The sequence below is a fragment of the Nocardioides sp. NBC_00368 genome (assembly GCF_036090055.1).
Classification (GTDB): domain Bacteria; phylum Actinomycetota; class Actinomycetes; order Propionibacteriales; family Nocardioidaceae; genus Nocardioides.
Window position 1 is genome coordinate 1,632,291 of record NZ_CP107970.1, and the last position, 25,494, is coordinate 1,657,784.

At 70.1% G+C, this 25,494-nt stretch carries 25 protein-coding genes; 6 read left to right on the forward strand and 19 right to left on the reverse strand.

The features are described 5' to 3' along the window. Positions 1 to 9 precede the first annotated feature (9 nt). Positions 10 to 957, reverse strand: coding sequence for a DUF1214 domain-containing protein (locus OG984_RS07785; RefSeq protein ID WP_328531016.1), 948 nt, complete (start codon positions 955 to 957; stop codon positions 10 to 12). A 323-nt stretch (positions 958 to 1,280) separates the two neighbouring features. Between OG984_RS07785 and OG984_RS07790 the strand changes: the two genes are divergently transcribed. Then, positions 1,281 to 1,766, forward strand: coding sequence for an ATP-binding cassette domain-containing protein (locus OG984_RS07790; protein ID WP_328531017.1), 486 nt, complete (start codon positions 1,281 to 1,283; stop codon positions 1,764 to 1,766). Here the strand turns inward: OG984_RS07790 and OG984_RS07795 are convergent. The 14 genes from OG984_RS07795 to OG984_RS07860 form a co-directional block, all read right to left on the reverse strand. Then, on the reverse strand, positions 1,755 to 2,861 hold the full coding sequence (locus OG984_RS07795) for an MSMEG_0565 family glycosyltransferase (protein ID WP_328531018.1): 1,107 nt from the start codon (positions 2,859 to 2,861) through the stop codon (positions 1,755 to 1,757). The genes OG984_RS07790 and OG984_RS07795 overlap by 12 nt on opposite strands. Next, positions 2,858 to 3,712, reverse strand: a complete 855-nt coding sequence (locus OG984_RS07800; protein ID WP_328531019.1) for a carbon-nitrogen hydrolase family protein — start codon at positions 3,710 to 3,712, stop codon at positions 2,858 to 2,860. The genes OG984_RS07795 and OG984_RS07800 overlap by 4 nt, the downstream gene beginning before the upstream one ends. Before the next feature lie 43 nt (positions 3,713 to 3,755). Then, the gene (locus tag OG984_RS07805) at positions 3,756 to 5,084 is read right to left on the reverse strand and encodes an MSMEG_0569 family flavin-dependent oxidoreductase (protein WP_328531020.1); all 1,329 of its coding nucleotides are present in this window, start codon (positions 5,082 to 5,084) and stop codon (positions 3,756 to 3,758) included. Continuing rightward, positions 5,081 to 5,398 (reverse strand): MSMEG_0570 family nitrogen starvation response protein, encoded by a 318-nt coding sequence (locus OG984_RS07810; protein WP_328531021.1) that lies wholly within the window; start codon positions 5,396 to 5,398, stop codon positions 5,081 to 5,083. The genes OG984_RS07805 and OG984_RS07810 overlap by 4 nt, the downstream gene beginning before the upstream one ends. Beyond that, on the reverse strand, positions 5,391 to 6,305 hold the full coding sequence (locus tag OG984_RS07815) for a carbon-nitrogen hydrolase family protein (RefSeq protein ID WP_328531022.1): 915 nt from the start codon (positions 6,303 to 6,305) through the stop codon (positions 5,391 to 5,393). Before OG984_RS07815 ends, OG984_RS07810 begins: the two co-directional genes overlap by 8 nt. Next, positions 6,302 to 7,720 carry an MSMEG_0567/sll0787 family protein gene (locus OG984_RS07820; protein WP_328531023.1) on the reverse strand — a complete coding sequence of 473 codons (1,419 nt, stop codon included), beginning with the start codon at positions 7,718 to 7,720 and terminating at the stop codon, positions 6,302 to 6,304. The genes OG984_RS07815 and OG984_RS07820 overlap by 4 nt, the downstream gene beginning before the upstream one ends. Further along, complete coding sequence (locus tag OG984_RS07825) at positions 7,717 to 8,796, reverse strand: MSMEG_0568 family radical SAM protein (protein ID WP_328531024.1); 1,080 nt, start codon at positions 8,794 to 8,796, stop codon at positions 7,717 to 7,719. The genes OG984_RS07820 and OG984_RS07825 overlap by 4 nt, the downstream gene beginning before the upstream one ends. Before the next feature lie 10 nt (positions 8,797 to 8,806). Continuing rightward, positions 8,807 to 9,343, reverse strand: coding sequence for an MSMEG_0572/Sll0783 family nitrogen starvation response protein (locus OG984_RS07830; protein WP_008361338.1), 537 nt, complete (start codon positions 9,341 to 9,343; stop codon positions 8,807 to 8,809). An 84-nt stretch (positions 9,344 to 9,427) separates the two neighbouring features. Next, positions 9,428 to 10,252 carry an amidohydrolase family protein gene (locus tag OG984_RS07835; RefSeq protein WP_328531025.1) on the reverse strand — a complete coding sequence of 275 codons (825 nt, stop codon included), beginning with the start codon at positions 10,250 to 10,252 and terminating at the stop codon, positions 9,428 to 9,430. Positions 10,253 to 10,383: 131 nt separating this feature from the next. Then, positions 10,384 to 11,253, reverse strand: coding sequence for an alpha/beta fold hydrolase (locus OG984_RS07840; protein WP_328531026.1), 870 nt, complete (start codon positions 11,251 to 11,253; stop codon positions 10,384 to 10,386). Further along, on the reverse strand, positions 11,250 to 12,203 hold the full coding sequence (locus OG984_RS07845; protein WP_328531027.1) for an oxygenase MpaB family protein: 954 nt from the start codon (positions 12,201 to 12,203) through the stop codon (positions 11,250 to 11,252). The genes OG984_RS07840 and OG984_RS07845 overlap by 4 nt, the downstream gene beginning before the upstream one ends. Continuing rightward, the gene (locus OG984_RS07850) at positions 12,203 to 12,862 is read right to left on the reverse strand and encodes an enoyl-CoA hydratase-related protein (RefSeq protein ID WP_328531028.1); all 660 of its coding nucleotides are present in this window, start codon (positions 12,860 to 12,862) and stop codon (positions 12,203 to 12,205) included. Before OG984_RS07850 ends, OG984_RS07845 begins: the two co-directional genes overlap by 1 nt. An 18-nt stretch (positions 12,863 to 12,880) precedes the next feature. Continuing rightward, a complete protein-coding gene (locus OG984_RS07855; RefSeq protein ID WP_328531029.1) occupies positions 12,881 to 14,116 on the reverse strand; it encodes an NADH:flavin oxidoreductase/NADH oxidase family protein in 1,236 nt (411 codons plus the stop codon). Continuing rightward, positions 14,113 to 14,766: a TetR/AcrR family transcriptional regulator gene (locus OG984_RS07860; RefSeq protein WP_328531030.1), complete on the reverse strand. Its 654-nt coding sequence runs from the start codon at positions 14,764 to 14,766 to the stop codon at positions 14,113 to 14,115. Before OG984_RS07860 ends, OG984_RS07855 begins: the two co-directional genes overlap by 4 nt. A gap of 116 nt (positions 14,767 to 14,882) precedes the next feature. Between OG984_RS07860 and OG984_RS07865 the strand changes: the two genes are divergently transcribed. Beyond that, positions 14,883 to 15,623, forward strand: coding sequence for a nucleotidyltransferase domain-containing protein (locus tag OG984_RS07865; protein WP_328531031.1), 741 nt, complete (start codon positions 14,883 to 14,885; stop codon positions 15,621 to 15,623). Positions 15,624 to 15,626: 3 nt separating this feature from the next. Here OG984_RS07865 and OG984_RS07870 read toward each other — a convergent pair whose 3' ends face one another. From OG984_RS07870 to OG984_RS07880, 3 genes are all read right to left on the reverse strand, one after another. Then, the gene (locus tag OG984_RS07870; RefSeq protein WP_328531032.1) at positions 15,627 to 16,319 is read right to left on the reverse strand and encodes a class E sortase; all 693 of its coding nucleotides are present in this window, start codon (positions 16,317 to 16,319) and stop codon (positions 15,627 to 15,629) included. A gap of 208 nt (positions 16,320 to 16,527) precedes the next feature. After that, positions 16,528 to 18,444 carry an LVIVD repeat-containing protein gene (locus tag OG984_RS07875; protein ID WP_328531033.1) on the reverse strand — a complete coding sequence of 639 codons (1,917 nt, stop codon included), beginning with the start codon at positions 18,442 to 18,444 and terminating at the stop codon, positions 16,528 to 16,530. Between the two features lie 169 nt (positions 18,445 to 18,613). Next, positions 18,614 to 19,687, reverse strand: a complete 1,074-nt coding sequence (locus OG984_RS07880) for a class I SAM-dependent methyltransferase (RefSeq protein WP_328531034.1) — start codon at positions 19,685 to 19,687, stop codon at positions 18,614 to 18,616. Between the two features lie 250 nt (positions 19,688 to 19,937). Between OG984_RS07880 and OG984_RS07885 the strand changes: the two genes are divergently transcribed. Both OG984_RS07885 and OG984_RS29500 read left to right on the forward strand, forming a co-directional pair. Further along, complete coding sequence (locus OG984_RS07885; protein WP_328531035.1) at positions 19,938 to 22,379, forward strand: GmrSD restriction endonuclease domain-containing protein; 2,442 nt, start codon at positions 19,938 to 19,940, stop codon at positions 22,377 to 22,379. A 195-nt stretch (positions 22,380 to 22,574) separates the two neighbouring features. After that, entirely contained in the window at positions 22,575 to 22,754 is a 180-nt protein-coding gene (locus OG984_RS29500; protein ID WP_442940972.1) for an HAD hydrolase family protein, read from the forward strand. Here OG984_RS29500 and OG984_RS07895 read toward each other — a convergent pair. Beyond that, positions 22,723 to 22,935 carry a dodecin gene (locus OG984_RS07895; protein WP_328531037.1) on the reverse strand — a complete coding sequence of 71 codons (213 nt, stop codon included), beginning with the start codon at positions 22,933 to 22,935 and terminating at the stop codon, positions 22,723 to 22,725. The genes OG984_RS29500 and OG984_RS07895 overlap by 32 nt on opposite strands. Before the next feature lie 110 nt (positions 22,936 to 23,045). Here OG984_RS07895 and zwf point away from each other — a divergent pair, with 110 nt between their 5' ends. Continuing rightward, positions 23,046 to 24,491: a glucose-6-phosphate dehydrogenase gene (gene zwf / locus OG984_RS07900; protein WP_328531038.1), complete on the forward strand. Its 1,446-nt coding sequence runs from the start codon at positions 23,046 to 23,048 to the stop codon at positions 24,489 to 24,491. Next, the gene (locus OG984_RS07905) at positions 24,488 to 25,480 is read left to right on the forward strand and encodes a 5'-3' exonuclease (RefSeq protein WP_328531039.1); all 993 of its coding nucleotides are present in this window, start codon (positions 24,488 to 24,490) and stop codon (positions 25,478 to 25,480) included. Before zwf ends, OG984_RS07905 begins: the two co-directional genes overlap by 4 nt. Positions 25,481 to 25,494 lie beyond the last annotated feature (14 nt).

Here is a 25,494-nt window from a genome sequence, read left to right on the forward strand (position 1 = left end):
CGGCGTCGATCACGCAACAGGTACGACGGGCGGCACCTGCCAGGTCCCGTCCAATGCCTCGGGCCGGGGCCGGTAGAGCCGGATCAGGAAGTTCCAGCCCTCCATCACCGGGAGGAAGTTGGTCTTGCCGGCCGGGTCGACGCCGAAGTAGACGGTCACGGCGCCATCCGGGTCCGGCGTCGCGGTGATGCTGTTGATGTTGTTCACGCCGAGCTCGTTGGGAACGAAGTAGCCCTCGGCGTTGTAGAGCGAGATCGACCAGAAGGCGTCGACGGGCGGATCCACGATCCGCACGGAGTACTCCCCGACCGGAAGCCCGGGGTTGACGTTGACATAGTGCGCCTCGCGCTCCGGGAGCCCACCCCAGCCCGAGGCGGTGGCGATGAGGTGTCGAACGGGGTCGACCTCGTCCGGCCTTCCGAATGCGCCGCGGAAGTCGGGCAGTCCCTCGGAGAGCTGGAGCAGCGCCTGGCGGGTGCGTGTCATGGACTCCTCGTCGTAGGCGGGGAGCTCGAACGGCGTCGCCTGCGTCGAGGACAGTCCGAGGGCGTCTTGCAGACGATTGACCTCGGCCACGTCCGCCGGGTCGCCGGGGTCGACGAGGATCCGGGCGGCCAGAAGCACGAAGTCGGTCCCGAGAGCCTCTCGGGTCAGCTCGTACGTCCCGGGGTCATGGAAGATCTTCGGGATGTAGTGGTCCTGGGTGACGACCATGACCGACAGGTAACGGTTCCCTGGGTCTGGAAGCGTGAGCGTGGCCGGCTGACTCACGTCCACGATCGCCGCGCTGTAGAGCGTGTCGCGGTTCTGTCTGACGATGGGCTGGTGGTCCAGCGGAGCGGGCTCACGGTAATGGACCCATGCCCCGACACCACCGGTATCGGCAACGATCCGGGAGAACATCAGGTTGGACTCGGCCCGAGGGAAGTTGATGGCGTTGACGCGTATCGCTGACATTCTGGTGCCTCTCTCCGGGAACCTGAAGGCCCCGTCGTTCCGACCCGACGGAGTGTTCCGCCGTACCGCACCCTGCGATCTGAGCTCCCGCCACACCTCCCACGGATCGGGTGAACGTGAGCGTCAGCGGCGATGGTCAGCGCGGGCTCGCCGGGGAAGGCCGCGCGCCCTCAGCCAGAGATAGGTTGCCCCGGCGACGGGTATGGGCAGCCAGAAACCGAAGAGACGCCAGGTCAGGACACCGAGCAGGGCAGCGTCATGGGCGGTCCCGAAGGACACCAGGACCGGCACTGCGACGCCCTCGACGAGCCCCAGGCCACCCGGTGGCCGGGCGGCCGCACGGTCGTCTCCTCACCGATCAGGTGGGCCTCCTCCCCCAGCGCCTCGACGGTCTCGACGACGAGGCGAGCGCGATGGAGAACGTCCGCGCCGTGGCACCGGAGACGCCGTCGGGCACGATCCGCAACCAGCTCGCCCGGCTGCTGCTCCGCGGCGATAGCGTGGACCGCCCCGTGCGTACGCTGTCCGGCGGCGAGCGCTTCCGCGTCTCCCTCGCCCGTCTCCTCCTGGCCGACCCGCCCGCCCAGCTGCTGATCCTCGACGAGCCGACGAACAACCTGGACATCACGAGCGTCGAGCAGCTCGCCGAGGCGCTCGATGCCTATCGCGGTGCGTTGCTCGTCGTCAGCCACGACTTCGGGTTCCTGGAGCGGATCGGCATCGACACCGTCATCGAGCTCGACGGTGCCGGGCGGATGCAGCAGCGTCGAGGTCTGGAGGAAGGCGCCGGGCCGATCTCACCCGCCTGACATGTCGCGGAGAGCGCGCTCGTAGAAGACCTGATGGGCGCGGGCGGCGCGCTCCCAGGTGTAGCCGGCGGCGAGCTCGCGGCCCGCCGCCGGCTCGGGAGGCGAGTCCAGGACCTTGGCCAGCGCGACGGCGATCTCGGCCGGCGAGGTGGCGTAGGCGACGGTCTCGGCGAAGACCTCGCGGAGCACCGGCAGGTCGCGGGCGACGACGGGTACGCCGGCGGCGAGCGCCTCCAGTGCGGCGAGCCCGAAGCCCTCCTTGGTCGAGACCATCGCGAGTGCGCGGGCCTCGGCCACCAGGGCCGGGAGCTCGTCCTCGGCGACCACGCCGGTGACGACGACGGGCACGCCCAGCTCGCGGGCACGGGCGTCGAAGGCGGCCCTGTAGTCGCGGTAGTCGAAGAGCGTCTCGCCGCCGCCGAAGACCAGCGTCAGGTCCTGGTGGCGGGGGTCGGAGGCGCGCAGCGCTGCGTACGCCTCGAGCAGGTCGATCGATCCCTTGCGCGGCTCGATCCCACCGAGCGCGAGGACATAGCCGCCGAGGCGGTCCCGCCAGACCGCGCGTCCGGCGTGGTCGGCGGCCCCGGCCGCGAACCGGGCCGCGTCGACGCCGTTGGGGATGACCTCCGGGGCGAACCCCCATCCGGCCGAGACCTCGTCGGCCACCGACCGGGACACGCAGATCCGGGCGTACGGCTCGACCACCGCCTTCTCGTGGCAGGCGGCGAGCTGCGGGGTGGTGAACTGGTCGAGGTGGTGGATCGTGCGGACGCACGGAAGGGCGGCGTTGGCGCTGATGCAGTCCTGGGCGTGCACGATGTCGTAGCCGTCCCGCTCCCGCTCGAAGGCGTTCCGCAGCACGGCGATGGAGCGCACGATCCGCTCCCCCACCGACTCCTCCTCACGTGCCTCGAACGGCGCCGCATGGACGGTGACGGCCGGATCGACCGGGCGGAAGAACTCGGTGTCGCCGTGGCGGCCGAGGGTCCAGACGTGGACGTCCTCGCCGAGCGCGGCCAGTGTCTCGGCGAGCGCCAGCGTGTGCACGACGCCGCCGCGCGGCCGGGTGGAGTAGGTGAGCAGGGCGATCCTCACTGCGGCGACCCCGGGAGCTGGTAGGCCGTCGGGGTCAGCTCCTTGAGGTGGTGGAGGACCCGGCGTGAGCGGGCGATCTCCGCCTCGACGTCGATCTCCGCGACGGCGAGGCCGCCCTTGGAGGTGGTGCGGGCGAGGATCTCGCCACCGGGGCCGACGACCTTGGCCTGCCCGAGGAATCGGAGCCCACCCATCACCCCGGTCTGGTTGGAGGAGACCCAGACGACCTGGTTCTCGGCCGCCCGGGCCTGGTCGTAGAGGTCGAAGAGCCGAGACTGCCGGTCCTGCGGGAGCCGCGAGGCGCGGTCGGTGACCGAGGCCGGCCAGGCCGAGAGACACGCGATCACCGACGCCCCGTCGAGCGCGAGGGTCCGGGCTGCTTCCGGGAAGGTCTTGTCGTAGTCGATGAGCATCCCGAGCCGCCCGACCGGGGTGTCGAAGGCCGCGAACCGCTCCCCCGCCGCGTAGACCAGCGACTCGCCGGCGGGCTGGTGCACCTTGCGGTGGCGTCCGAGCACCCCGTCGCCGCTGAGGCAGACGGCGGAGTTGTAGAGCCGGGCCTGGCCGTCGACGACGACCTCCTCGGCATAGCCGAGGCAGACGACCATCTCGCCGGCCATCGCGATCACCCGGCCCAGCTCGAAGGAGTCCTCGGTGAGGGCGGGCGGAAGCGCGAGCGGGTCGGGATGACGCAGGTCGGAGAGGTAGCCGCCGAGGGTCGCGTCCGGCAGGACCAGCAGGCCGACCCCGTTGCGGCGGGCGTCCTCGACGATCCCCTCGAGCTTGGCGACCGCGCGAGCCAGGTCGCGCCCGAAGTGGGCCGCGACCGCCCCGATACGCACCTTCGACATGGTCCTCAACCTATCCGTCGTCATCGTTCCGGCCGGGGAATCCTCAGGCCACCGCCGCCGAAGCGTCCAGTGGCCCCGGGGAGCGGCGGCGCGCCAGGTCGGCGGCGCGCTCGGTGGTCGGGCCGGTCTCGCCGGCTCGACCGGTGATGACGCCGGTGACGTGCTCCGCGTCCGCGGCGACGCCGAGGAAGCGCCCGGATCCCCAGGTGTGCAGCCAGGGCAGCCCGAGGAAGTAGAGCCCGGCGACGCCGGTCACGCCCCGGGTGTGGGTCGGCCGCCCGCTCCCGTCGAAGACGCCGGCGCGGACCCAGCGGTAGTCGGGCCGGTAGCCGATCGCCCAGATCACCGTCGTGATGCCTGCCTCGGCGAGGTCGAGGCGGGTCGGGTCGGCCTCGGGCTCCCAGACCGGCCGGTACGCCTCAGCGGGTGCGACGTCGAGACCGTGCGTATCGATGTAGGTGTCGATGTCGCGGCAGATCGAGCGATAGACGTCGTCGGCGGAGTCGAGGGCGTCGCGCAGCGTCGGCGCGATCGCGAGATGGGTGCCCGCCCCGGACTCGAGCCGCCCGTAGAGCCGCATGCCCTCGGCGGCGAACTGGCGCAGGTCGATGTCGCGCCCGCCGTCGCGGCCGGTGACGTAGTGGTTGGTCTTCTCCCGAGCGGCTGGCCCGCCCGGGTAGCTGGCGACCGGGGTGTCGTAGAGCCCCATCTCGGCGAGCCAGGTCATGCAGTCACGCCCGCGGTGGAACCGGGCGACCCGGGGAGCGTCGCCGATCGCGAGGTGCACCTGACGTCCCTCCAGGTGCAGGTCCTCGGCGATCTGCGCGCCGGACTGCCCCGAGCCGACCACCAGCACACCGCCGGGGCGAAGCCGTGCGGCGCTCTTGTAGTCGGCCGAGTGCAGCTGGTCGACGGCGGGGTCGAGCGCGGGCGCCCAGGCCGGCACGACCGGTACGTGGTAGCCCCCGGTCGCGACCACGACCTGCTCGACCTCCCAGGCCTCGGCGCCGTCGGTGCCCTCGGCCTCTACCAGGAACCCGCCCTCGGCGCGCTGGGTCAGCGACGTCACCCGGGTGTGCTCACGCAGCGGCGGGCCGAAGGTCGGCGCGTAGCCGGCGAGCCACCTCACCACCTCGTCGCGGGTCATGAAGCCGTCCGGGTCGGGCCCGGCGTACTCGTAGCCGGGCAGGCGGCAGTGCCAGTTGGGGGTCACCAGGGTGAAGTTGTCCCAGCGGGTCTCGGCCCACTCGTGGCCGGCGGTGCCGGCCTCGAGGACGACGTGGTCGACGCCGTCGCGGACGAGGAACCAGCTGGCGGCCAGGCCCGCCTGCCCGCCGCCGACGATCGCGACGGTCGTCTTGTGGGTGATCATCGGGACTCCTGTGGGCTCGGGCTGACGGGCAGAGGCGGGTGCATGGCGAGGACGGTGACGAGCTGGCCCGGTGCGTACGCCGCGGCCGAGGCCCGCAGCTGGTCGGAGGTCGCCATCGCGCTGGTGCAGGCGAAGCCGAACTTCGCCCGGACCCGCTCGGAGGCGGTGGCCAGAGCGGTCAGGCTGCGGTCGAGGAAGTCGTCGACGGCGTACGTCCCGCCGACCTCCAGGTGGTCGTGCACCACCAGCGAGGGCGAGTAGCAGTCCTCGACGCTTCCGTCGGGCCAGCGCACGGTAAAGGTCATCTCAGGCATGCCCTTCACCCACCTGGGAGAACGGCTCGGCGGTCGCCAGCGCCGAGGGGTACGCCTCGGGCCGGCGGTCGCGGAGGTGGAACATCGCCCGTCGCGCCGTCGCCAGGGCGCTGGGCACGTCGAGCTCGGCCACGGCCATGCCGGCGTCGACGCCGGTGGTTGCCAGGACGTCGCCTCCGGGACCGACCACCTTCGCGTTGGCGACGAAGCGGAGCTTGCCGAAGGTGCCGTGCTGGTTGGAGGCGAGCCAGACGACCTGGTTCTCGAGTGCCCGGGCGGCGTCGAAGAGGTTGAACCGCTTCGTCCACCGGTCGTCCTCGATCGAGGCGCTGGTGGCGGTGCGCGAGGCCGGCCAGGCGGAGATGCAGGCGATGACCTCGGCGCCGTCGACGGCCAAGGCCCGAGCGCCTTCGGGGAACGCCTTGTCGTAGCAGATCAGGGTGCCGATCCGCCCGGCCGGAGTGTCCACGCACCCGAACCCGTCCCCGGCCGCGTAGTAGAGGTTCTCTCCCAGCGGCTGGTGCACCTTGCGGTGGGCACCCAGCACGCCGTCGCCGGTGACGACGGCGGCGGTGTTGTAGCGGTTGCCGCCATCGGACTCGCACAGGCCGACGACCACGGTCATGTCGCCGGCCATCGCCGCGACCCGCGCGAGCTCCGGGCCGTCGATGTCCATCACAGGCGGGAGATCCTCCGGCGCCTCGTCGTGGTTGCCGTCGCGGCCGGCCCCGAGCACGGAGAGGTATCCGCCGAGACAGGCCTCGGGGAGGGCGAGCAGGCCGACGCCGGCCAGCCGGGCGTCGTCGATGAGGCTGCCGATCTGGGCAAGATTCTCGTCCACGTCTCGGCCGAAGCCGGCGCAGACGGCGGCGACGGCGCTGCCGCGGTGCGTGTCGGTGGTGGTCATGTCGCAGGTCCTAGTCCGGTGACGGTGTGGTCGATGGCGTCGGTGACGGTCCCGTCCGGCCAGCGCAGGCCGACGCCGGTACCGGCGACGAGCTCGCCGCAGACGGCGGAGGAGACGAATCCCGGCAGACCGGGCGGTGACGTCTCTCGGCCGGGTTCCTCCGCGGTGAGCATCGCGAAGCCCGGGAAGCAGGTGAACCAGTCCGCGGTCGAGGCCCCCGCTGGGGTCGGGACGGCGGCGACGTCGATGATCGCGCGGCATCCGCTGGCCTCGGCCAGCATGCCGGCGGTACCGACCAGGCCGGCCATGCTGACGTCCTTGGCCGCCGTCGGCGCCAGCGCGGGCACGACGCCGGACAGCGCCCGCAGCTCTACCGAGGTGCGGTGCGAGGACGAGTCCCACTGCCGGCCCTGGTATCCGGGGCGCCAGCCCCCGCCCAGGTCCGCGCTCAGGCGCAGCCGGTCGCCGGGTGCTCCCCCGCCCCCCGGAACCGGGCGTTCCGCGCGCCCGAGCGCGGTGACCGAGAGCGCCGCGGGGACGCCGAGCTGGGTGTGCCCACCGAGGACCGGTACGCCCCACGCCTGCGCCGCCTCGGCCAGCCCGCGCACGATCCGGCGGGCGAAGGAGGCGTCCCGGGCGCCGATGGCGTCGAGCAGTCCGACCGGCTCCGCGCCCATCGCGGAGAGGTCGTTGACGTTGACGAGGACTGCGCACCAGCCGGCCCACTCGGGGTCGCGCTCCACCATCGAGGGCAGGATCGCGTCGCAGGCGGCGACCAGGTCGCTGCCGGGAACAGGGGCGCCGTCGTCGCCCCGGAACCCGGGGGTCGACCGCCCGACGAGGGCACCGATCAGGTCGCCGAGGGGCGACTTGGTGGCCTCGGACAGCTGCTTGATGCGTTCCACCGGCCACTCCATGACCACATGGGTCATGTCGTGGAGGTGGATCCGTTCGCGCGGGACCCAGCCGAGCCGTCGGAACAGTCCCTCGTTGCGCGCCTGGACCGTGGCGTCGAAACGGAGGGCACCGGCCTGCTCTGCCGCGGCGCAGGCCGCCCGGACGAGCGCCGCGCCGACACCGAGGAGCTGCCGGGCGTCGGCCTTGACCGCGAGCCGGCTGCCGCGCCACCAGCCGACGTCAGGTGCGTCCGGCTGCGCCGGATGGAGGCGTACGCCGCCCAGGACCTCGCCGTCGTCCGCTCGGGCGAGCAGGACGATCCGGCGTGGGTCGTCGTCGACGTCGTCGAGGTCGGAGCCCGCGAAGAGGCCCTGCTCGGTGACGAAGACCTCGCGGCGCACGCGGAGATAGGCCTCCAGATCGGCCGCGGTCTCGGCACGGATCACGCGGTAGCCCTCCAGGCTCGGCGCCCGGCGCGTCCCGCCGGCCAGGATGACGTCGTCGAGGAGCTCGGTCATGCCGACTCCTCCCCGCAGGCGCCGAGGGCGGAGCAGGCGCCGCACGACGCACAGCCGGCAGCCTGGTCGGCGCCGGCCATCCCGGCCCGGCGCAGCAGTGCGGCGACCCGGGAGGTGACCCGGTAGACGTCGGCGTGCGGCGGGGCAGGGACGGCATCGACGTCCTTGGCGAGGGTGCCGTCCAGCGGGCGGTAGGGCACCACGAACGGGTAGACGCCCATCGCGATGAGCTCCTCGCAGCCGGCGACCAGCTCATCGGGATCCTCGCCGAGACCGACCAGGAGGTAGGTCGAGACCTGGTTCCAGCCGAAGACGCGGACCGCCTCCGCCCACGCTGCGCGATATTCACTCATGGGCACCGAACCCTTGCCCGGCATCCAGCGCAGCCGGGCAGCGTCGTCGAGGGACTCGACATGGATGCCGATCGAGCGGGCACCGGCGTCGTACAGCTCCTGGATCGAGGCGAGATCCCCCGGCGGCTCGCACTGCACCTGGATGGGCAGCTCGGGGACCGCCTCGTGCACCGCGCGTACGCAGCGGGCCAGATGGGTCGCCCCGCGGTCACGACCGCGGGAGGTGCCGGTGGTCATCACCATCTGGGTGACCCCGTCGAGCTCGACGGCCGCCTTGGCGACCTCGGCGAGCTGGGCGGGCTGCTTGACGGCGATCGTGGAGCCCTGGCGCAGCGACTCCTCGATCGCGCAGAACCGGCAGCGTTCCTCCTCCGCGTAGCGCGCGCAGGTCTGCACGACGGTCGTGGCGAGCACGTTGGCCGAGTGCAGGCGGGCGATCTTGTCGTAGCCGACGCCGTCGGCGGTGACCAGGTCGTAGAAGCGGGGCCGGGAGACGGCCTCGACGCCGAGACCGGTGTCGGCTCCGTCGAGGAGCAGCTTGCCGCCGCGTACGGAATAGGGGCTGCGGGGGTTGAGCGGGATGGCCGCGCCGACCCCGTCCAGGAGGACGTGGCCGTCGTCGCTCGGTCCCGCGCCCGAGCGGCGGGCGACGGGGGCGTCGAGCAGGCGGATCCCCTGGATGGCGACGTCGACGCGGGTGCTGGACGAGATCGGCGAGGTCATGGCCGGTCCCTCAGAGGTTGTAGGTCGAGTTGATGATGGCGCCCTTGCGGGCGTAGTGGATCAGCGCGTCCTGCACGTCGAGCGGGTGCGAGGGCACGACGCCCTCGATCAGGTCCTCCTCGCGCAGGCCGTGGAGTCCCATCCCGAAGCGGCAGCAGAAGACGGTGCCGCCCTCCTTGATGAAGGTCTCGATCGCGCCGTTGGTGTTGAGCTCTCCGGGGAACCCGGCGTCGCCCATCGTCGGGAAGCCGCGCGAGGCCATGCAGGCGAGCGTGCCCGGGCCGTAGAAGTAGATGGCCGACTCGAAGCCCTTGCGCAGCGCGCGCGTCGCCTGCAGGACGGCGACGAAGCTGACCGAGGACTCATGCGGGATGCCGTGGACGAGGGTGAAGTAGGTCTCCCCCTCCTCGGCCTGGTAGTCGGGGAAGATCTTGGTCGAGCCGTAGATGTTGGTGCCCGGCTGCGACGAGGGGTGCGGGATCTCGCCGAGCGACTTGGCCATGTTCTCGGCGATCTGGGCGTCGATGTCAGCGGTGTCAGTGGTCACGAGGGTCTCCAGAGAGGATGAGCGGTGCGGGATGGGAGCGGACTCGTCGTCCTTGACGAGTGGCCGGCAGTGGAGCTGCCGGTCTCAGCCGTAGAGGGCTGAGAAGTTGTGGTGGAAGAAGGCGTCGGCGAGCTCGCCGTCGCCGGCCGCGGCGGAGAGGCGGGCGTGCTCGCCGGCGAAGTCGCCCCACGGGGCGTCGGTGGCGAAGAGGATGCGGTCGTGACCGACGCCGCGGCGCTCGATCTCCTGGACCAGCCAGGCCGGCGCGAAGCCGATCGCCCAGCTGGTGTCGGTGTAGACCTGCATCCCGGCCTCGATCCAGTCGAAGAGCCGGCCGCCGATGAGCTTCATGTGGCCGCTCATCCCGCCGCCGAGATGCACGAGATGGAGACGTACGTCCCGGGCGTAGCGCTCCACGAGCGTGCCGATCTGGTCGACGTCGGAGGCGGCGCCGGGCGAGGTGTGCACGTGCACGGTCAGATCGTGCGCACGGGCGGTGGCGAAGACCTTGTCGAGCTGCTCGAGGCACTCCGGGTCGGTGGGATGTCCGCCGAGCAGGAAGCTCGTCTTGAGCGCGGCCACGCCCTCCTCGCCGGCGAGGGCGAGGGCCGCGTCGTTGCGGGCGGAGTCGGATGCCTTGGGCGAGACCCACAGGCCGCACCGGATCCGGTCGTCGCTCTGGGCCGCCTCGATCGCCAGGGCATTGAGGTCGAAGGCCGCGTCCGGGTCCGGCACGCCGTAGTTCGGCAGCACCAGCGCCCGCTCGATCCGATCGGCGTCGAGGTCGGCGACCAGCTCCTTCACGGTGCCGCGCGCGGTGACGTCGGCGGTGATCGCCGGCCCCCCGTAGAAGGGGTACGCCGGCAGCCGGCCGATGTGGCGGTGCGCATCGCGGAGGGGCTTGGTCATGGCATCAAGCCTTCGGCCCGGGCGTTTCGGGCTGGTTACCCCTGGAATACGGAGTGCGCGTCAGCTCGTAAGTTCGAGGTAACGCGCTCCTTCGACGGCGGCGCACGCAGCTGCCGCCATCTCACAGGCTCCTAGCCGTGTCGCGCGATCCAACCCGCCACGAGGTCGCCGACCGCGCCGGGGCGGAACGTCGGTGCCCAGTGCCCACCTGGCACCTCACGGATGTCGATCGTCGCGATGTCCGGGTGCGGATCGGACTGGGTGATCGGCGGGATGAAGATGTCGCGCCGGGGAGTCAGCACTTGGACGGGTACGTCGGTGCCACCGCGAACCGGCCTGAGCAGGCGCGGGAGCACGTTCGCGGCGTAGATCCGGATCGACTCGGCGTTGCGGCGAGCGCTGGGTCCGTGAGGTCGCGGTTCGAGCGGCTCAGGTCGCTCGAAGACCTTCAGTGACAGCCTGATGACCGGGTCGATCAGGCCGAGGCGCGCCAGCGCCGGGGCCAGGAGGGGAATCGAGAAGAAGCCCATGTAGAGCGGTGACTTCCACATCGCGGCGATGTCGCGGAACCGCCGCGCCCGCGCCTTGCGGAGAACCCACCCAGGGATGTGGTCGACGCACGGGCCGGAGATGGAGGTGAAGCTGAGGATGCCGTCGCGCTGTGGGCCCGTGACCAGGTGCCAAGCCTGCACCGATCCCCAGTCGTGGCCGACCAGGTGCACCCCGGCGCCGGTATCAGCATGGTCCAGAACGGCGCGAAGGTCTGCGGCCAGCTGGTCGAGCCGATAGTCGGCGATCCTGCGCGGCCTGCCGGAAGCGCCGGTGCCGCGGGTGTCGTAGGTGACCACACGGTGGTCCTCGGCGAGACGCTCGACGATCCCGTCCCAGGCGGTGTGGTCGTCGGGAAAACCGTGTACGAGAACGACGGTCGGCTTGGTGGCATCCTCGCCCGCGGTGTAGACCGCGAGCTCGAACCCGTCACTGGTGGTCACCGTGGTCATGCGGACTCCGCTCTCGCGGCGAGTGCCTCGGCCGAGAAGTGCGTACGCCACACCGGCGTCGACCACCGGGCGCGCGCCGACATCCACGCGCGCCCGACACCGTAGGAGATCTTCCGCGGGAGAAGGAACCGCCAGAAGAGCACATGGATGCGCAGGCTGACACGATCCACGGCGCGTTCCGGGAAGCCGATCATCTCCCGCTCCTCGGGCAGCAGCCCGACCATGATGGCGACCCTGAGGAAGTGCCGAATGGGCGCGGTGACCAGCGCCCACAGCGGCCGCGGCATCGGTCGCAGCCCCCGGGGCGCCGGTAGACCGGCGGCGTGGATCAGCCCGACCAGCGTCCGAACCCCCTCGTTACGAGGGTCGGCCACGCGGTCACGCTCCGCCGGCCAGACCTCCAGGAACTCGTCGTACGTCGCGGGCATCCCGAGCACGCCGAACCTCCGGCCGACCTCGATGAGCCCGAGATAGGCGTCGTCACGGAACTCCCGGTCGGGCCAGCCGCGCAGCATCTCGTAGCCGCGCATGAAGCCGGCCGTGATCGCGGCCCAGTTCCACGTCCAGATGTCGCGGGTCCAGGCGTGGTACGTGGCCCCGCGAGTGTCCTCGCCGCGCATCGGCCGGTGCAGCTCCCGCATGGCGTAGGCGATGTGGTCGGCCTCCTCGCCGCCGTGCGCGACGCCGGCGATCATCTCGATCGTGTCGCGGAGCCTTCGGGCGAAGTCGAGGATGTCGGCGTCGGGATCGGCGAAGACTCGGTCGCGCTTCAGCGTCGCCGCAGCGGTCGCGGGATGCATGAGGGGCAGCAGGAACCCGGGCAGACCGTAGAGCGCGGTGAGCGGCTCCGCGAGAACCCGGAGAGCGGGCGAACCCGGCGCGAGCAGCTCGGGTCGGCTCACGGCACGCGTCGGGGGAAATCCGTCCGGACGCGTACCGGGGACCGTCATCAGGCTTCCTCGGTCGTGAGCGCGGCGACCGCCGTGGCGTACATCGTCGACTTGATCTTGCCGAGCGTGTCGGCCGGCTTGCCCGCGAGCAGGGCGACACGGGCGATCGCCTGCTCGAGGAGGTCGGCCTCGGGTGCGGTGCCGTCGACGATGCCCGCGGCAAGCGCGTCGGGGCCGGGGAAGCGGCGGCCGGTGGTCATCGAGTCGGTCGCCGCTCGCGGGGTGAGCTTGGCCTGGATCAGGGCGGCCATGCCGGGGGTGAACGGGATCTGGATGTCGACCTCGGGGAAGCAGAAGAAGCCGCGGTCCTCGCGCATGATCCGCCAGTCGAGGGTCATCGCGAGCATCGCGCCGGCGCCGAAGGCGTGCCCGTTGATCGCGGTCACCGTCGGCACCGGGAGGACCAGGAGGCGGGCGAGGAGGGCCTGCACCCGGGCGACGTACGGCTCGAACTGGTCGGCGTTCTGCCCGAGCCAGTCCAGGTCGAGGCCGTTGGAGTAGAACTTGCCCGTCGCCGTCAGCACCAGCGGCGCGGGCGTGGCCACGACCTTGTCGAGGGCGTCGTTCACCGACGTCATCCAGTCGGGGCTGAACCGGTTCTCGGTGTCGCCGATGTCGAGGACGTACACGCCGTCCGTCTGGGTCAGGGTCGTCGTCATTGTCGTTCCTTCCGGGGTTCAGCCGCGCGGGGAGCGCAGGCTCTCGAGGCCGTTGTTGAGGAGGTACTGAGTCACGTTGAGGGCGGCGTGCCGGTCGGGTGCCGGCTCCTTGCCCTTGGCCATCCGCCACATCTGGACGCTGTAGTAGGTCAGCTCGGTGAGGCTGTCGAGCATCCGGATCCCGCTGCGGCGGGGGTTGACGACGCTCTCGTCGGCGCGGCCGGCGAGGAGCTGGGCCGGGAAGTCGGGCTGCACGGTGAGCGGCCTTCCCAGGCCGACGAGGTCCACGGCACCGGACTCGACCGCGTCGACCATCCCGGCGGCCGTACGGAACCCGCCGGTCAGCATCAGCGGCAGCCTCGGGAGCTCGGCACGGACTCGTTCGGCGTACGCGAGGAAGTACGCGTCCCGGCGCCGGGTGCTCGCCTTCAGCGACGGGTCCACGCCGAGCATGGCGGCCGAGGTGTAGGTGCCGCCGGAGATCTCCAGCAGATCCAGGCCCTCCTCGGCGAGCGCGTGGACGACTTCCAGGGACTCCTCCTCACCGAAGCCGCCCTTCTGGAAGTCGGCGGAGTTGAGCTTGATCGCGACCGGGGTGTCTGCTCCGACCTCGGCGCGGATCGCACGGAGCACCTCGAGCACGAAGCGGCGGCGCTTCTCCGGCGTGCCACCCCAGGCGTCGGTGCGCTGGTTGGACAGCGGCGAGAGGAACTGGCTGATCAGATAGCCGTGCGCGCCGTGGATCTGTACGCCGTCGAAGCCCGCCCCGGTCACGACCCTCGCGGTGGTGGCGAAGCGGCGGATCAGGTCCTCGATCTCGGCTTCGGTCAGCGCGCGGGGCTCCGCGAAGAGCCCGCCCGTGCCGGGCACGGCGACGGCCGAGGGTGCCACCGGATGGGCGGTGAGCGTACGCGGCGTCTGCCGGCCCGGGTGGTTGATCTGCACCCACACCTTGGAGCCGCCCGACTTCGCGATCTGCGCCCACTCGGCGAGGTCGTCGGCGTGGCGGTCGTCCTCGACAACGACGTTGCCCGGCTCGCCGATCGCGGTGCGGTCGACCATCACGTTGCCGGTGATCGAGAGCCCGACGCCGCTGTCGGCCCAGCGCCGGTAGAGGTTCTTGATCCGGCTTCCGGGCGTGAAGTCGCGACGCCCGAGGCCCTCGCTGAGGGCGGCCTTGGCGAGCCGGTTCGGGATCACGAACCCGTTCGGCAGCTCGAGCGGCTGCGCCAGGATCGACTGGTCTCGGGTCACGGGTTGCTCCTCGGTGTGGACGGATCTGCGGGTGATGCCTTGGCCGGACGCGGTTCGAGCGGGACGGCGAGGATGGCGCGGACGGCGGCCTCCAGGCGGGCGGCGGTCGCCGCGTCGGCCTCGCGGTCCTCGAGGAGGCAGCGGCGCAGGATGCCGCCGGGCAGGTCGACGACACAGACCGCGATCGCCTCGACCGCGATCCGGTCGCCGCGGTCCCACACCCCGCGCGCCAGCGCGATCAGCACCTCGACGAACTTCTCCTGCACGGAGCTCAGCTCGGTCTCGATCTCGGGCGGAAGGTCGGCGGAGAAGAGCTGGTCGCGGCGTTGGACGAAGAACAATCGGGCGCTGGCCGGGAAGCGGCGTACGAACTCGACGGGGCTCAACGCAACCGCCACGACCGCATCCGCGCCGGTGGCGCCCTCGGCCATCGCCTCCGCCATCAGGTCGCCCAGCCGGCACCAGGACCGCAGCCACAGCCGCGCGAGGAGCACGTCCTTCGAGCCGAACGCGTGATAGATCGTCCCGTTCGACGCCCCCGCCGCAGCGGCCAGCGAGCGCAGCGTCAGACCGGAGGGGTCACCGCTGGTCACGATCTGCTCGGCGACGTCGAGGAGGTCGTCGAGCGTGTGAAGCCGCTGTCGGGACATGCGGAGACTCTAAATAGAGCGAATGCTCTAGATCAACGGTTCTCGGCTGTGTTCGGCGTCACATTCCGGGTGATAACCGGATGACTCTGCGCCCATCGAACCGGCACGCTCTACGCATGGATTCTCCGAACCGCCCGGACCCGGTCGCGGCCGCGCAAGACCTGGTCCTCGCCCGCTTCCCGCGTGCGGAGCAGGCGTGGCTCGGCGGGTCGGTGGTCCTCGGCGGCGCGACGCCCATGTCAGATCTCGACGTCACCGTGCTCGACCCGACCGCGACGGCCCACCGCGAGTCGCTGCGTCATCTGGGCTGGCCGGTCGAGCTCTTCGTGCACACCGAGGCGAGCATCCGCCACTTCGTCGGGCGGGATCTGACCGACCGCAAGCCCACGATGGCGCGGCTCGTCGCTCGAGGCGTCCCCCTTCTTCCAGGTGACGGCGGAACGGAGGTACGTCGCTACTGCGACGACGTCCTCCAGGCCGGCCCCACTCCCCTGCCGGCCTCGGCGCTGGCGAGCGCCAGGTATGCGCTGAGCGATCTCGTCGACGACCTGCAAGGCGCCGGCGCGGGGCCGGAGCGCACCGCGATCGCTGTCGAGACGTGGCGGCGTACGGCCGAGCTGGTCCTCGACGTCAACGGCTGCTGGCACGGCGGCGGGAAGTGGCTGGTGCGCGAGCTGATCGCCTTCGACGTTGCAGCCGAGACCACCTGGACAGCCAGCCTCGACGCCGGCCTCGCCTCGGCTCTCGCCGGCGACACGGTCCTGCTCGAGCAGGCTGCCGAGGAATGCCTCGCCCTGGCCGGCGGTCGCCTCTGGGAGGGTTTCCACCAGGCGGCCTCGATCGACCAGTGTCGGTGACCCTCAGCGGATGGCGACCAGGACGCCGATCTTGTCGATCCGGTGCTCCGGGTTGTCGAACTCGTCGGCCCAGTAGTTGCCGGCCGCGTGATCCTCGGGCGTCGCGCACGTCGACAGCGTGATCATCGCGCGGGTGGGCTCCTCGCCCGGCTTCCCCGGGACCGGCGCCCGCTGCGCCCGCAGCGAAGCCACCGACCGGAACGACGTCTCCCGGGTGCTGCTGATGCGATAGACGTACGTCGCCTCCTCGGTGCGCACTCGGACCCGGTCACCCGGTTCGAGCTCCGGCAGCCTGAGGAACGCCTGCGTGGAGGAGAGCCGGTGGGCGGTCACCTGGTAGTTGCCGATCCCGCCCGGCCCGGTGCCGCCGCGAGGACCGTACGGGCTGGCCGCCACGCCGCCGTTCTGGATCTCGGTGCCGGGAGCGTCGTCGGTCCAGCCGCGGTAGGGCACGACCTCGAGGTCGGTGACGCCGATCTTGGGGATCGACAGCTCGCCGCGCATCGGGGTGCCTTCCGAGGACAGCGGTGCGGTCTCGGTAGCGGTCGGTGACGCGGTGGGACTCGGCGATGCCGTCGCCGACGGCGAGGCCGACGGAGTGGGCGTGCTCTGCACCGAGGGGGTCTCGGTGCCGCACCCGCCGAACGCCAGGGCCCCGAGGACCGCGGCGACGGCCCGGAACGATGTGATCTTCATGGCGCCGCCTCGGGCGAGCTGCTGGTGGGAGACCCACCGTACGCCGCAGGTCAGAACAGCCGGTAGGAGCGCCAGAACCCGAACTCCTCGATCGGCAGGACCTCGAACCCGGTGAAGCCCACCGCTTCCCCGTAGCTCTGTGACCGCGACGACCGCGTCGACCCCACTGTGCTGCATTCAGGGGCCGGCGCGGTCACTGCCGTTGACCTCAACCCTGGCCGGTGTCCTCGAAGATCCACAGACCACTGTCGCGGTCGCTTCCGAGGATGATCGTCCGACCGTCGCGGACGAACACCTCGACGCCCCAGAAGTTGTTGCCGCTCTCGTCGAGGTAGCCGCCGACCTCCACCAGCTCGGTGCCCTGGATCTCGAGTGCTCGGAGCCCTCCGGCGTAGTACGACAGGTACGACCGAGCCGGATCGTCCGGGTGGGTGGCGACCTCGTGCACCGACAGGTCGCCGTGCCCCGTCGCGTACGCCTCCTCGTGAGCCTCGTCGATCGCGTAGGTGTCGAGCTCGGCGAACTTGCCGTCGGTCGCCGTGTTGCTGAACAGGTGGACGTAGCCCCAGCCGTCGAAGGCAGCTGTCGCATCGATGCGCTCGCCGACGGTCCCGATCGGCGGTCCGTCGGGATAGGTCCACGGCGGCGCGAACGGGCCGGTGTTGAACATCTTGTGGTAAGCCTCGTGGTTGGTGCAGACACCGACCACCGCGTCGACGAAGGCACCCGATCCGCAGAACGGCGGGTTCTCGGTGCCGCCGTGCCGCTGGACGAAGACCACCGCGTCCCAGCCGGCTTGTACGGCCTGGTGCGCCTTCTCGCCCGGGAAGCACGCCGCCCCCGGCGCACTCGGGTCGCCGGTCGGCCCGCGCTGCAGCACCACGATGCTCTCCTCACCCGCTGCGAGCGAGGTCTCGTAGCCGGGGATCGAGCTCGGCGACGGGATCGGCGCCGAGTCCGGACAGCCGTAGCCGCCGTAGACGACAGGTCCGTTCAGACGCTCGTCGGGGAGGACCACGATCGGGGCGGATCCGGGCACCGGCACGGACGGGTAGTCGCCGGCGAACGCGCCGCTGGAGATCCCGAAGTCGGTGGCGCCGTAGGGGGCGAAGTCCTCGTCGGTGCCGATGAAGTACTGGTTGTCCGCCGTGAACTCCGCCTGGTGCCCGTTGCCTTCCGGCAGCAAGGCGGTCCCCGTCGACTCCAGCAGCTCGGGATCGGGGTTGGTGAAGTCCGTGTCACCGATCAGGGTCGGGTTGGCCGGATCGTCGACGTCGAGCTGGATGTACCCGCCGTCCCAGTACGACAGCAGCATCACCCACCGGCCGTCGATCTTCTTGACGACGACGTCGTGCAAGTTGATCTGCACGAGCCCGAGCTGGACCTGGGTGACCCCGGGGAACATGGAGTCGAGGTCGAGCTCGCGGACGAGTCGCGGGCGCTTGGGGTTGGTGATGTCGAGGATGTCGACGTCGGTCGTCTCGAAGTTGTCGACCATGACCACGTAGGCCTTGTCTCCGGTGTCCCAGGCGAACGCGCTGTGGATGTCGTTCGCGTCCCCGCGCGAGATGTTGGCGCGGTCGCCGAAGTGCTCGGAGAGCTTTACCGGCTTCCTCGGGTTGGTGACGTCATACAGGGAGATCCCACCGCGGCCGTTCTTGCCGCACTGCTCGTTGTTCATCACGAGGACCTCGCCACTGAACCTGGGAGTGGTGATCGTGACCACCTGCATCCCCTCGCCCGGTCGGGTGTCCTGGCTGGAGGGGATGAAGCCGACCTTCTTCGGATCCTCGAGATCGCTGATGTCGACGACCCATGCGCCTGCGTCCGGCGAGGTCTGGCCGCCGACCTCTGGTCCTGCACAGTCAGGCTCGCCCCAGTTCGCGAGGTACGCCCACTGCCCGTCCGGGCTGACGGCCACGTCGGCGACGAGCTCGGGCGTGGTGGTGAGACGCTCGACCGACAACAGGTCGATGGTGCCGAACGCCCCGCTGCCGGTCAGGTGCCCCTCGGTCGGGCCGTGCTGACCGGGGTGCGAGCTCACTGACCCCGCTGCCCACAGCTGTCCGCCGAGCAGTAGGGCTGCGGCGACGAACGCTGACGAAAGACGACCCTTGCGACCCATTTCGGGCTCCTCTCGGTGCCGATCGAGCGCCGATCTCCCGAGAGACGCCCGTCCTCAAATATGCCACCGCGCGCGGGAATCGATCCCCATACATTTTCGGTATATCCGCGCCCCGGGCCGGAACGAGCGCGGGTCGGGCAATCTCGATCACGCCGCCGCGGCGATGCGGTCAAGACAGCCGGTAGAAGCGCCAGAATCCGAAGTCTTCGATCGGGAGCACCTCGAACCCGCTGAAGCCCGCCGCCTCGCCGTAGCTCTTCAAGGTGGACGGCCGCATGACCGTTCCGGTCCCGACGCTCGGAGGCGACGAGAGCCCGTCCGGCAGACACACCAGCAGGCTGAAGCCGTACATGATCCGCTCCAGCTCGTCGCCGTCCGGAGCGAAGCTGTCCGCCACGGCCTCGTCCATCACCACCATGGAGCCCCCAGGCGCGAGCGTCTTCCTGACTGCGCTGAGGACGTCGACCGGCCGCGGCATGTCATGCACACACTCGAACGCGAACGCCACGTCGACCGTCCCCTCCTGGATCGTCGCTGCGTCCTGGCACAGGAACCGCACCCGATCTTCGACCCCTGCCTCGCGGGCGTTCGCCACCGCCATGTCGACCGACGGCTGGTCGATGTCGATGCCGAGCACGGTGGCCTCGGGGTAGGCACGAGCCAAGGCGATGCTCGACCATCCCCCACCGCAGCCCACGTCGAGGATCCGACAGCCTTCTGCGGACAGTGCGTCATGGACGACCGGCACGCCGGCCAGCGCCGGCCCGAGCTGTTTCTCGTACCACGGCCGATTGGCATCCGCCTGCGACTGCCGAGCGTCATCGCCCAGCTCGTCCCAGCTCACCCCACCACCATTCCGGTACGCCTCCATGAGCCTCGGCAGCGCCGGTCCCACCGCCCCGAACATCCGGGCTATGGGCGCCAGATAGGCCAGGCTCGTCGAGTCCGTCATCACCTCCGCCGTGCTGGCCGGTATCGCGAACCGCCGCTCATCGGGGCTGCCGTCGGCCTCGACCACCAACAGACCGCTCACCGCCTGCTGCTCGAGCCACTCCCGTGCGAACCGAACCTGTGTCTCCGTACGCTCCGCCAGCTCGACCGCACTCGCCGGCCCCTCATCCGCCAGCGACCGATACCAACCGAGCCGATCCCCGATGAACACCGAGACGATCTCCACCGTGCCGAGGAGCGACCCGAAGAGCCGCTCGGCAACCTCATCCGCCGTCTGCTGCGATGCATCCATCGATCCACCATCAGCCGCATCAACGTCACCTCGGCAGTCCGGTTTCCAGTCGTACTTGGTTTGAGGTAGAGCACTTGGACCACCGGTGTGACACCTACGTCGCCCCCCTCCCACAGCATGGCCGTCCCGGCGATATTCACGGCTGACGCCAGAGTCCGCCAACCGGTGCAGAGAAGGGCGTAAGAAGCTATAGGCCGGGCGGGAATCCCGTCTTCCCACGATGCGCCGGCTCGTTACCTACGATTGTGACGTGGACACCAACGTGCGGACGCCTCAAGAAGTCTTCTACCTGCCGCAGCATTTAGTCGTGCCACTGTTCCAGCGTCCGTACGTGTGGACCGAGACCGACCAGTGGCTACCGCTTTGGACCGACGTTGTCCGTATGGCCGAGCTGCGGATCAAGGACCCACACACGCCGGCTCGTCATTTCCTCGGAGCGGTGGTGTTGCAGGCCGGCATTCCGATCGTCGGCACGGTGCCGACCTGGAACATCATCGACGGGCAGCAGCGGATCACGACGCTCCAGGTACTGACCGATGCTGCGGCGTTAGTCTTCAAGAGCCGCGGGATCGACGTACTCGCGCAACAGCTAGGTGACCTGACACATAATCGACCACACTTCGGCGAAGATGGTCGTTCTCGAAAACTCGTCCACACGAATCGAGACGGATCCGCGTTCGCGGAGGTGATGGAGGCTGAGCCACCGGTCGACTACACAGCGTTGTCGCACTCAGGCGCACTGATTACTAAAGCTCATGCGTTTTTCTCAGACCAAGTCGCCAGATGGCTCGATGAAGACGGCGACACACTTGGCGCGATGGATCAGAGGGCTACTGCCTTGACTGGCGTCATCGCGCAGGGCCTTCAACTGGTGGTCATCGACCTCAAGGCCGATGAGAACTCTCAGGAGATCTTCGAGACGCTCAACGCGCGTGGTACGCCCCTGACTGCAGCTGACCTCATCAAGAACTTCGTCTTCCAGAAGCTGGATGCCGAAGGAGGAGACGTCGCGAAGGCGTACGCCGAGGACTGGCCGTTCGAAACACCGTTCTGGGAGGCCGAGGTCAGCGCGGGTCGATACCTCATCAGCCGCAGTTCGCTCTTCCTCACCCAGTGGCTGCAGTCGCGGATCGGAGAAGAGATCAGCCCTCGTCAGACCTTCGTCCGGTTCAAGCATCACGTCGACCACGAGGCCGGTTCATCGGTAAGCGAGCTCCTGCAGCTCATTAAGAAGCAGGCCGAATCCTATGCGGGCTGGCAGACCAACGCCGGCGATCCCACACGCCCACTGACGGTGCCCGAGCGTGCCTTCTATCGCATGCAGGCGGCTGGCGTCGAGATTCTCAAGCCCATCGTGATCTGGCTCCACGACCCGTCCCTCGCCATTCCGGCGGAAACGGCCGATGAGGTCACCAACATGGTCGAGTCGTGGGTCGTGCGCCGGCAGATTCTCCGGCTGACCTCTGCCAACCTCGGCCGAACGGTCGCCGAGATCATCAAGGCGTTCCGCACATCCCCGGCCGACGGGTTGGCCGCTCACATCCGGGACTACCTGACCACGCTCAACGCCGCCTCGAACTACTGGCCCGGAGATGAAGAGATCCGTCAACACCTAGCAGACGAACAGGCCTACCGTCGGTACCCGCGAGCCCGACTTCGGATGTTCCTGGAGACCGTCGAGGACCAACTGCGTGCAACCCACCGGTCGCCGAATGTCCCCCGCAACGGTTTTCCGATTGAGCACATTCTCCCCCAGTCCTGGCAGCAGCACTGGTCTGTCGAGGGGCTCGAGGCGGAGGTCGATCGGGGCGAGCATGTGCACCGCCTCGGAAATCTCACGCTGCTCACATCGAGTCTCAACAGCACTGTGTCGAATGGATCGTGGTCGACGAAACGCTCGAAGCTCGACAGCGCCGATGTATTTCTCCTCAATCGTGCGGTCAAGCACGTTGATGAGTGGAACGAGGCCAGCATCGATGATCGCACCGCGATAATGGCGGAGGCCCTCCTATCAGCATGGCCGGTACCGCCGGGCCACATAGGCGCCGTCGCAGACAGCGCTCCCGCAGCAGAGAAGTGGGTGGAGATCAAGCACCTGCTGGCTGCCGGGCTTCTAAGCGCTGGAACAGTCTTGGTCGCTCGGCCAGGCAACTGGGCGACAACGACCGCGACAGTCACAGAAACCGGTCAGCTCGACATAACGGGTGCTCTCTATGAATCACCATCAGCCGCAGCGTCGGCGGTCCGTGGAGGCAACACCAACGGGTGGAAGTTCTGGCGGCTCGAGGACGGCCGGCTCCTCGCGGACGTGCGCGCCTCGCTACGAGGCGAGAAACCGAGCCCCCGCGCCGGACGCTTCGACTGGTCTCCGATGCACGCAATCCTCGAAGCCCTTCCCACAGGTCATTGGACGTCCTACTCCGAACTCGCAGACGCAGTAGGCACTGCACCACAGCCCGTCGGCAACCACATCGCTGCGTGTACTCACTGCGCAAACGCGTGGCGGGTTCTAACCTGGGACGGCCGGATCGCACCGTACTTCGCGTGGGTAGACCCGAGCGACACTCGCGACCCTCAGGCCATGCTTCTTGCCGACGGGGTGCGCCTATTCGACGGCAAGGCAGATCCAGCCCAGTTGCTGCGTAGTGACCAACTCGCCAGCCTCATCGAGGAGCCGACCTTGAAGGTCTGAGTGGCCCTGTATCGGTACAGCTTGGCGGGTCTCCCCAAGTCACTCGCGGCGGATTGGCAGGTCGCTACCTTTCCTTACGTAGAAACGGGCGGGCGCCCTCATGTCTGAGCCGGGACTTCAGCGTTCGCCTGGCTGCGCGACCACCTGAGCGTCGATCGGGTCTTCGCCTACGGCGACAGCCTCGACGAGCTGGCGATGTTCGGGACAGCCGGTGAGGCGTACGCCGGCGCCAACGCCGCCCCGGAGGCCCGAGGTGCCGCGACCAAGGTGATCGGCTCGAACCGGGAGGACGGTGTCGTACGCCATCTCACCGCTTCCTGGCCCCAGGGAGAAGACGCGCTCGTCAGTCGTCTTCCATGCGGAAGCCGACCTTGAGCCCGACCTGGAAGTGCTGGATCTCGCCCTCCTCGAGGTGGCCGCGGATCTGGGTGACCTCGAACCAGTCCAGGTGACGCAGGGTCTGGGCGGCGCGACCGAGACCGCTGCGGATGGCGTCCTCGAGCCCGACCTCGGAGGTTCCGACGATCTCGGTGACGCGGTAGGTGTGCGCAGACATGGCGTGCCTCTCGTGTTGGTGGATGTACCCACCATGGATCCGAGGTCGGCACCACGCAAGGGCCCGGCGCGCTGACCTGCGCGCGTGACCCCGAGTGGGAGACTGAGCACGTGTCCTCGAAACCAGCCCCGCACGTACTCGTTCTCTTCGGCGCGACCGGCGACCTGGCCGCGCGCAAGCTGTTCCCCGGGCTGTACCGGCTTGCGCTCGCCAAACGCCTCCCCGACCAGCTCGCGGTCATCGGCAGCGGGCGGCGCTCGCCCGGCACCGACGACGAGTTCCGTGACCGGGTACGCCAGGCGCTGAAGGAGTTCGTCGGAGACATCGACGAGGCCGTCGCCGGGCCGCTGCTGGAGCGGATCCGCTTCGTCGCCTCCTCCGCCGACGACGGCGCCGCGCTGGCCGAGGCGGTGCACGACGCCGAGGACCGGCTCGCGTTGGAGAGCGGGCAGACGGTGGGCGACGTACAGCGTCTCCTCTATCTCTCCGTGCCGCCGCAGGCGGTCGAGCCGATGGTCGGGATGCTCGCGCGCGAACGGCTGAACGTCCGCAGCCGGCTGGTCGCGGAGAAGCCGTTCGGCACCGACCTCGCCTCGGCGCGCGAGCTCGACGCCGTGCTCGGCGAGGCGTTCGACGAGCCGCAGATCTTCCGGATCGACCACTTCATCGGCAAGGAGGCCGTGCAGAACCTGCTGGCGCTGCGCTTCGCCAACGGCCTCTTCGAGCCCGCCTGGAACCGACACAGCATCGAGTCGGTGCAGATCGACGTCCCGGAGAAGCTCACCGTCACCGGGCGCGGCAGCTTCTACGAGGGCACCGGCTGCCTGCGCGACATGGTCACCACCCACCTGTGCCAGCTCCTCGGGTTCGTGGCGATGGAGGACCCGCACGCCTTTCGGGAAGGCGCGATCCGCGCGGCGAAGGCCGCCGCCTTCGCGGCCGTGCGGCCGCTGGACCCCGAGCGCGTGGTCTTCGGGCAGTACGACGGCTATCGCGAGGAGCCCGACGTCGCCGCCGACTCCGACGTGGAGACGTACGTCGCCATCGAGACGTGGATCGACAACGACCGCTGGCGCGGGGTGCCGTTCTACCTGCGCACCGGCAAGGCGCTCGCCGCCGGCCGGCGGACGATCACGATTCGGTTCATCGACCCGCGACACCGCTGGCTGCAGCCGGTGGATCCTGGCTCGGCGGAGCCGAACGAGCTGGTGATCGAGCTCAGCGACGACGCCCGCATCGAGATCGAGGTCCGGGCCAAGCGGCCCGGACCCGGGATGGCGCTGACCGAGGGCGTCTTCCGCCTCGACCTCGCGTGCGACGCCCCGGACGCCGGGCCGCTGGAGGCCTATGAGCGGCTGCTGCTCGACGTCATGAACGGCGACCGCACCCTCTTCACCAGCGCGCGCGAGGTGGAGCGGCTGTGGGAGATCTGCCAGCCGGTCCTCGAGCATCGGCCCGCGGTGCACAGCTACCCGCAGGGATCCTGGGGCCCGGAGACGGCGCTCGAGCTGCCGGAGGGCGGCTGGCGGCTGGGACGGAGCCGCCCGACTCGATGAACAGCTCGCCTCGCCGCCTCCTGCTCGTCGTCGACGCACCCTCGCTGCTCCACCGCAACCATCACGCTCGCGCACACACCCGGATGGTCGACCGTGCCGGCCGGCCCTCCTGGGCGCTGCACGGCATGCTGCGGCAGATCCTCGACTCGATCGACGCCTTCGCTCCGGACGCGGTGCTCTTCGGCCTCGACGACCGCACCGCGTCCGTACGCCGCGACGCCTATCCCGACTACAAGGCCGGGCGCGCCGAGAAGGACCCGATGCTCGTCGAGCAGCTCGGTCGCGCCGGTGCGATGCTCGACGCCCTCGGGCTCGCGACCCTCACTCCCCCGGGCCTGGAAGCCGACGACGTCAACGCCTCCGGCGCGGCGTGGGCGGTCCGCAACGGGTGGAACTGCGTCGTGATCACCTCCGACCGCGACGCGTTCGCGCTGATCAGCGAGCACACCCAGGTCCTACGGCTGATCAACGGCGGGATCAACGGCTCTCCCCTGCTCAACCCCGCCCGCCTATATGCGATGTACGGCGTTCCCGCCTCTCGCTACCTCGAGTACGCCGCCCTCCGCGGCGACGCCAGCGACAACCTGCCGGGCGTGAGCGGCATCGGGGAGAAGACCGCCGCCGCGCTCCTGGACCAGTTCGGCCCGATGGACGGCGTCTGGGCCGACATCTCGGACAACGACGGGCAGAAGGTGACGGAGGTCCTCGACGCGTGGGCGGCTTCCGCCGGCGTACGCCGCATCGGCTCGCGCGTCGTCCGCGCCCTCTCCGCCCCCGGCGCGCGCGAGCGCTACGACTTCAACCTGCGGATGATGACCTGCCACGACGACCTCGACCTCCGCCTCACCCCCGACATCCCCGGCACCCCCGGCCTCCTCCCCCTCGACATCGACCGGGTCACCCGGGTCGTCGGCTTCCTCGGTGTCGAGGCAACCACGGCTGTCGCGCAGCGCGTGCTGAGCACCAACCCCGCCTCGACGGGCTCGTAGGCCGAGAGCTCCGT